The 7,556-nt window shown below is 64.1% G+C and carries 4 protein-coding genes; 2 read left to right on the forward strand and 2 right to left on the reverse strand.

Annotation, left to right across the window (positions count from 1 at the left end):
• A partial coding sequence (locus ACIF9R_RS37765; RefSeq protein ID WP_399987577.1) for an ATP-binding protein occupies window positions 1-186 on the forward strand: 186 nt, incomplete at its 5' end.
• Between the two features lie 133 nt (window positions 187-319).
• Entirely contained in the window at window positions 320-544 is a 225-nt protein-coding gene (locus ACIF9R_RS37770; protein WP_399987579.1) for a hypothetical protein, read from the forward strand.
• Window positions 545-1,087: 543 nt separating this feature from the next.
• On the opposite strand, the gene ACIF9R_RS37775 is transcribed toward ACIF9R_RS37770, so the two are convergent.
• Both ACIF9R_RS37775 and ACIF9R_RS37780 read right to left on the reverse strand, forming a co-directional pair.
• Window positions 1,088-1,513, reverse strand: coding sequence for a hypothetical protein (locus tag ACIF9R_RS37775; RefSeq protein WP_399987580.1), 426 nt, complete (start codon window positions 1,511-1,513; stop codon window positions 1,088-1,090).
• A gap of 84 nt (window positions 1,514-1,597) precedes the next feature.
• Window positions 1,598-7,540, reverse strand: coding sequence for an RHS repeat-associated core domain-containing protein (locus ACIF9R_RS37780; RefSeq protein WP_399987582.1), 5,943 nt, complete (start codon window positions 7,538-7,540; stop codon window positions 1,598-1,600).
• Window positions 7,541-7,556 lie beyond the last annotated feature (16 nt).

Below are 7,556 nucleotides of genomic sequence, written 5' to 3' on the forward strand. Positions count from 1 at the left end.
GTCACCTCGAACAAACCCTTCGGACGCTGGGGAGAGACCTTCGGCGACGAGACCGTCGCCGCCGCCATGATCGACCGACTCGTCCACCACGCCGATGTCCACTCCCTCAAAGGCGAGTCCTACCGCATGAAAGGACGCGAACTCCTCGGCCGCGTCCCCACCGCCACCGATAACGACAACGACTGAACAAGAGACCACCGACGACGCGAGGGTCAGAACTCAACCGCCCAGACTGGGTCACGGTTCAACCGCCGCCGACACAAGTGTCGCTGGCTCGCTCGTGAAGGTTTTCCGGAAGTAGGTGGCTAGGGTCATGGAGATGACAGACAGCACGACGGTGGGTCCGGCGACGATCACGCCGGAGAGAGCTGCTCAGATTCGCACGTGGCGAGTCGATGAGGACTTCAGCTGGCGCGCCGTGGCCCAGGCCGCGTCGGAACTGTGGGGCTCCGATTGGGGCAGCAACCAACTCTACGGCGAAGACCTCTGCGTAGCCGCCGCGAAAGTTCTGGGCGAAGACCCCAACCGAGAACCGTGGAATTGAGGCCCGCTGGGCAGCTTTCCTCGGGTCAGCAAGCGGACCAGTTGTCCGTGCGCAGCAGGAGAGGAGGCGTCGGGTGCCGTCGTTGCCCTCGTACCGAGAAAGCAAACGACATGGAAATTGCCAAACGTCATGACTTGGCCGAGAGGGTGGCCGAGGCGCTGGACACGGCGGGATTCACCACCATAAATGGGGGAGACTCCGAAATCCGACCTGATGAGCGCGGCGCCCTGGTCTTTGCCGATCCGATGGCGGATTCAAGGGGCGGAGTGTTCGTCAGGTGGAACACCCACCCTTCCCTGCCCCGCCGCCAACGCGGCCACCGCCCGCAACCGCAGGGCTTCCTGCGCCAACGGCGACAGATGTCGCGCTCCTCCCACCAGATCGCTTACACACCACCAACGACCCAGAACCAAAACCGTTTCGGATCAATAGAGGCTCAAAACGACGTGTCTACAGGCATGCCCGCACAGTCGCGACCCGAGCGTCCCAGAACGGTCCATGTTACCCAGTCTTTCTGCTGACGGGACGCGCCCACTGTGAACGCTAACGTCGGTTGATGCCGGGCAAGAGGATGCCATAAAAGTTCAGCATCTTCACAGTACGCGCCCGGGAACGCTCCTTCATGTACGGCCAGGCGGCCTCCACTAGGCCGTCCGCGTTCAGGAGCTGTTCAAGGACCTCAAAGTACACGGCGCCGCTGACGTGCCGTGAAGTATGATCTACAATTCGCTCCACAAATCCCCAGCAACGTCCAAGCAGTTCCGGGTCCGGAGTGGGGCTCTCCAACTGCGGCATCAGCACAGGTGTCGTGAAACACTCGGCGAGCACTTCGTACAGGTCCACCACGGCGTCCCGAGTGAGAACGGCCGATTCCGCAGACATCCGATACTTCTCCGCGATGTATTCCGCAGATTCAGGGACGAGGTGCAGCAGAAGAGGGGGGATCTTCTCGTCGGGGACGTCACTCATGACTTTCCTGTTTCCTATGCGGTAATCGTGCTCATTGGCGCGGAGCCCGCCGTGCGCGGTGCACAGCGGGCCCTGCACCCAGGGTCAGGCAGCGCAGGCCGGAGGACAGACGGAACCGCCCGCATCAGGGACTTCCAAGGCCTCATGGAACCCGAAGGGGTCCACGATGTCTTTGCCCAGCTCCACAGCGCCTGCGCCCCAGCCGTGCTCCCTCACGTAGGAAGGGGCCTCTGCTGCCACGATGAATCCGCCGGCGACGCCGAGGGTCCTGGAGAAGCCGCGCAGGCGAGTGGGCTGACCCACGGGCTCAGGCCCCTTGATCTTGGTCGCCGGCTTGAACTGCTGACCAGTTAGGTCCTTCACGGCAGGTGTTTTCATCACAGCGTCGAAGTTCTTCTTGATGGAAGTTTTCATTTCGTCGTTTCCATTCATTTCCTTCTTGATGTTACCTGTGACATCGCGCGAGTTGAGCGCACTCCACAACTCCTGAGCCTCGGCCTTGGCGACCGCCAAATCCCTCGCAGACAGGATGTTACCGGCATTCTTTCCTGTCTCTCTGGCCTTCCGGTCGTTGTCTAGAAGTGAGGAGAGGGCCTTCATCGTCGACCAGCCCTTCTGTACGTGCAGTTCGCTATGGCCGGGGAGCGACTTCCCCGTGTTGAACTCGTGAATGATGGCCGTCGACGCCTTTCCGTTGCCGAAGACTTGCCTAGCCCTCGCCTTGGGGTAAATCTGACCAAGCGCTCCTTGCAACTTATTATTGCTCACCGACGGAGCTTGCGCTCGGCGCTGCATGAAGCCTGGGTTCTTGTTCGGAGCCTTACTGACTACCTTGTGAATTAGCTTCAGCGCTTTGAGTGCTTTGATGATCTGGAATGGGTTGAAGAATTGCCCGTCCGGGTCCGAGTTCAGCAGGGGGTTGTTGTTGCCGTAGGTGTAACCATGGATCTGCTGCGGGTCGGAGAGGTCCATCACCGGGTCGACAGACAGGAACCGGCCGGTCTGAGGGTCGTACTCGCGTGCGCCGAGGTGAGTGAGGCCGGTGTCCTGGCTGTCGTCGATGCCGCCGATGAAGCCCTTGGTTCCGGGCCAGGCGGCCGGAGCCGTGCCACGGGTTCCGCCGAAGGGGAGGGCCCGGCGCTGAGTAAGAGCCAAGTCGGTGGCCGCGACGGCCAGCAGGCCGGTGCCGTGGTGGTCGGCGAGGGTGAAGGAGAAGCTGCCGTCGTTGGCGCGGACGGCCTGGTGACCGCTGCCGAGGTCGAAGTAGCGGGTTGCCTTCGGCTTGGTCGCGCCTTTGTCTAGGGCAACGTCGGTGTGCCCGAGGTGGAGGGTGGTCCGGTCTCCCGTACGGTCGATCAGCCGGTTGCCGTTGGCGTCGTACACGTATTCGGTGACCTTCTCCGGCTTGCCGTCGACAGGTTCGGTGACCTTGGCCAGGTGCCCTTCGGCATCCCATTCCAGCCGCTGTTCGCCCCGTTCAGTGGTGTTGCCGGTCGGGTCGTAGGCGTAGTCGGTGCGGTTGGTGCCGGCCGGCCCCTGAGTGGTGAGCGAGGTCAACTGGTGGGCTTTGGGTGCGCCAGGCGTGGGGTACGCGTAGGTGCGCTTGATGTCCTTGGCGGTGTCGCCCCCGGTGTCGTGGCGGGTGTCGGTCAGCCGGTTGCCGGCCCGGTCGTAGGTGTACGACTGCCAGTACGGGGCAGGGCCGCCGAGCCGTGCCGCGGAGGGAGACTCCGCGCAGGTCTGGTCGCCCTGGGTCCATGCCTCGGTCAGTCGGCGCAGGTAGTCGTAGGTGAAGCACTGATTGTCTGTTCCGGTGCGGGACACGTCGGTGAGGGAGAGGACATTGCCCGCCTCGTCGTAGCGGAAAGTGACGTTCTGGTCGACTCCTGACTGTTCCTCACGGTCGACACGTGTAGTTGACAGGCGCTGGGTGCCGAACTCGTAAGTGTTGGTGACCTGTGTCTTCTTCCCTCCGCCAGTCAGGCCGAAGGTGTAGACAAGCGGTTTCCCGGTGTGACTGTAGGTGGCGGTCGAGGTCATGCCCTGGCCGAAGACCGAGGTCGTCCGCAGCGTCTGGTCCTCGTAGGTGTAGTTGATCGAACCACCCGGCAGCGTCCCGGCGGCAGAGTAGCTGAGCGAAGCAACCTTGCCGGAGGGCTTGTAGGCGGTGCCGGACTGGTAGGTGCCCGCGAGGGCTCCCTCGGAGGCGGGGATCACAGTCGCCGTCTTGATAGGCCGGTACAGCTTGTCGTAGGCGGTCACCTCAGTGGTGTACGCCTGGCCGTTCACGTAGCGGATCGACTCGGCGAGCTGGCCCTTGGCACCGGAGACGGTGTCGTACGTCCACTTGACCCGCAGTTCACCGGTGGTGGAGCCCTCGCGCAGCTCGGTCTTGCGACCCATTCCATCGTAGGTGTTGAACAGGGTGGTGCCGCGCTGGTCGGTGCTGGAGATCACCTGACCGTGGTCGTCGTACTTCGTATCGGTGCGGCCCCGGTCCGGGTCGCTGAAGGACGTCTGGTGGCCGAGCTGGTCGTAGGCGTAACTCCAGCTGTTGCCGGACGGGTCAGTAACCTTCAAAAGGTCACCCGAGGGGGTGTGGGCGTAGGTTGTGACGTCATAGGCGGACTTGGGGTCACGTGTGTAGTGCTGACGCAGTTCGGTGATGTTTCCGCGGGCGTCGACCAGTGTGGTGACTGTGGTGTCGCCCACCGGTGGGATCAGGGTGGTGCGATCGCCGCCGTAGACCACCTTCTTAGTGGACAGGACGGCGCCGCCGTCGCCGTTGCCTGCGATTTGGCGTTCTTCAACCTGGCGGCCCAAGCCGTCGTAGAACGTATGGGTCTGGCTCTCCACGGCCAGTGCGTCGGCAGGCTGGAACAGTTCAGTGATCGGTTTGCCCGTGGCGTAGTAGGGGGCGAAGGCCTTCGCAGTCAGCCCTCGCTCGTCGTAAAAGATGTCGGAGATGATCCGGCCACCGTCGGGGCCGGGCTCCTGGGACTGTCGCTCGCGCAGGAAGCCGTCGTAAATCTTGTACGAGGTGATCTGGCCACCCTCGTTGTTGAGTAGCTTGGTGCCGACGGCGACCGGCTTTCCTTCGGCGACCGAGTAGGTCCACTCGTACGTCGGCACGCTGCTCGTGCGACGATCAGCGAGCCACACCTTGGTGGAGCGGCCGAGCGCGTCGTATTCGTAGTGGGTGACGTTGTCGTTGGTGTCGGTCTGCTTGAGGAGCAGTCCGCGCAGCGGGTCGAGGTCCTTGATGATTGTCTGTGCGGTCGTGAGGTCGCCCGGGTCGGCCGGTGGTGTAGTGGTCTTGGTGCGGGTGGGCAGGCCGGTGGCCGGGACGTAGGCCGTCGTGGTGGTCCGGCCGTCGGTACGGGCCCTGCGCACCGGGGCCGCGTCGCCGGTCACTTCGACGTCGGCCGTCAGGTCGGTGACCGTCAGCTCGCGTCCGTAGTCGTCGTAGGTGGCGCCGGCCTCCAGGTAGGTGGCCTTGGTTCCGTCGTGGCTCTTGAGCGGTGCGGTGGCCGTGGCGTCGCCCTTGACCGGCGCCGCGCCGTAGGCGCCACCGTCATAGGCGGTACGGACGTCGTCGATGACGTCCTCGGCCCGGTCGACCGCGGCGTCGCACGCCGCGGCGACGGTTTCCACACGTGAAGGCAGGCGAAGGATGTTTTTCTCGGTGTTGGTGGCGTACGTGGTGCGGGTGCACCGGTCGTCGGCCGTCGTCGAGGTGTCCCCGCGGTCGTCCTCCCGGACCACCCGCCCGGCGACCGTGTCGTAGGTGGTGGTACTGAGGGTGGTACGCCACTTGGCGCCCGCGCCGTTGTCCAGGGAGGTCCAGGAGCGGACGGTGGAGACGCCGGTGAAGTTGGCGGTGACCGTGCCCCAGTCCTGGACCTTCTTGGCAGTCTCGTGGTGCCAGGGCCGGTTGACGGTCTTGCTCAGGGCCTTTCCGCCGGGCTGGTCGAAGGCGACGGTCCGGTACGCGAATCCCGCGGCCGACTCGTGGTCCCTGATCGGATCACCTTCGTCCGTACCGAGGGAGACCGTAACGGACTTCGTGCCGCCCGTGGGGCTCTTGCGGTCGCCGTCCATTCCCCGCAGGAAGTAGTGGTCCTGCTGCGACTTCATGGCGGCTGCCCCGCCCTGGCCGCCCTCCCTGACCCGGACGTGGCCGTACCCGCGCCACTGCGACCAGGTCTTGTTCTTCTCCTTGGTGAGGGCGTCGTCGTCGAAGTGCCAGGCGGCACCGTCGAGGTAGTCGTAGGTGGTCACCTGGTCCGGGGCACCACCGGTGCGGTCGGTCGCGGTGACGGAGGTGACGACGTACTTGTTGAACCACTCCCTGTCCGGGCTGTCGTTGCTGTCGCCGCCGATGTACTGCGGGAAGCACCGTGTCGTGTTTGACTCCGGGATGGGCAGAGCATCTGCGTCACAGGCCGGCGCGGAGTAGACGACATCGATCTGGCCGCCCGATTCATCCGCGACCGATGACAGCCGCGCCTTGATGAATGGGGCGTAACCGTCACCGATCTCGTCCAGCCGGTTGGCCAGCTGAGTGTAGGCGAACGTGGTCTGGGGCAGCGTGATTGGTGTGGTTGCGGTGTGGCCGGTGTGCTGCACACTGTCGAGGAGTAGCTGGTAGTCCGTGTCGGCCATGCCCCAGCGGTGAGCAAGCTTCCAGGAGTCGACTTTGCCGTAAGAACCGTCGGACTCCAAGAGCTGGGTGGTGACCGCGGTCAGCCTCGCGCGGGTCCAGAACGATGGTGCGAGGCGGCCGTTGTCGCACTTGGTGCCTGCCCTGCAGTTCAAGTCCCAGGGAGTGTCGTACCAGTAGGCCGACTTGTCGTCGATGGTGTCCGCAGCGCAGGTGACGCCGGATTGCGGCAGGCACCGCTCGTCGGTGTCGAAGACAACCTGGGCCAAAGGCTTGTCCGCATACACGCGGGACGAGCGCAGGCCATAGTCGATGCGTCGTAGGTAGCCGCCGCGGGTGTAAGGGGTGTCGTCATCGGCCTTGAGGTTGCGACCGTAAGAGTTGGCTTCCTTCTCGTAGTGGTAGCCCATTGCATTGCCGTGGGTGTCCACGACATAGTCAAGATTCCATCGCCAAGCCTGCTGGCACCATGATCCGGCAAAGTCTGATGCGTGGCAGGGCTCGCCTGTGTTGTTACCGAAGACCGGTACTGTCCAGGTGGAGTCGGTGGTCGCCTTGCCGTCGGTCCAGCCGGGCAGACGGTGATAGCCGAAGTAGTAGCGAGTGCCGTCAGGGGTGATCACCCGCCAGTATTCGCCGTCGTTGTCGCCATTGCCGCGATCGGCACCGGTCAAACGCGTGATACGGGTTCCGTCGTCCTGCTTGAGCTTGAACTCGTCGCCACCCGCGGGGACGAGTTCGCCACCCTTGCCGCTGAACGAGAGGTACGCGTTGTCGTACGACCAGCACAGGTCACCTGGCTTGCTGCCGTCGGCGTTCTTCTCACCCTCTTCCCAGCAAGGTCTGTAGCGACGCTCGATAAAGCCGGAGGACAGGTCGAAGCCGTCGCCCGCCCAGGAGCCCTGGTTGTTGGTGGTGCTGGTGCGGCCGTCGATGGTTCCCGAGGCGTAGTCCAAACCCACCTCCGGCACGAGATCGCCCGGTACGTCGGGCACTGGCATGTCGTACGACCATGTGAAGTCACCCGTGTTGAGGTTGGTGCTCCATGTCGCTGACGGGGCGAGGGATGTTGCCTTGTAGTCGCCCATTTCGCTGCCGGTCTCGGCCACAGCGGCCAGGACAGTCATACCGGAGGTGGGCAGGCTCACAGCGTTCGCGGTCAGGGTCTGCCGGTCGGTGTCGTTGCGCGCTGCGATTGGCGTGCTTCTGCGGCATCCGTTCTTGGTTGGGGTGGAGAGGGCACAGGCAGGCAGTTCGACGAGGTGCAGCCGAGAAGCGTAGCCGCTGAGGTTCCCCCGAGATGCGGGAACAGATGACGGAGGGTCAGATGGGTTTTGCGAGAGGAGCCCAGACGATGCCTGCACCGAGGAAGTACCCGCT

The sequence above is a fragment of the Streptomyces sp. NPDC086080 genome, from assembly GCF_044540255.1.
Taxonomy (GTDB): Bacteria; Actinomycetota; Actinomycetes; order Streptomycetales; family Streptomycetaceae; genus Streptomyces.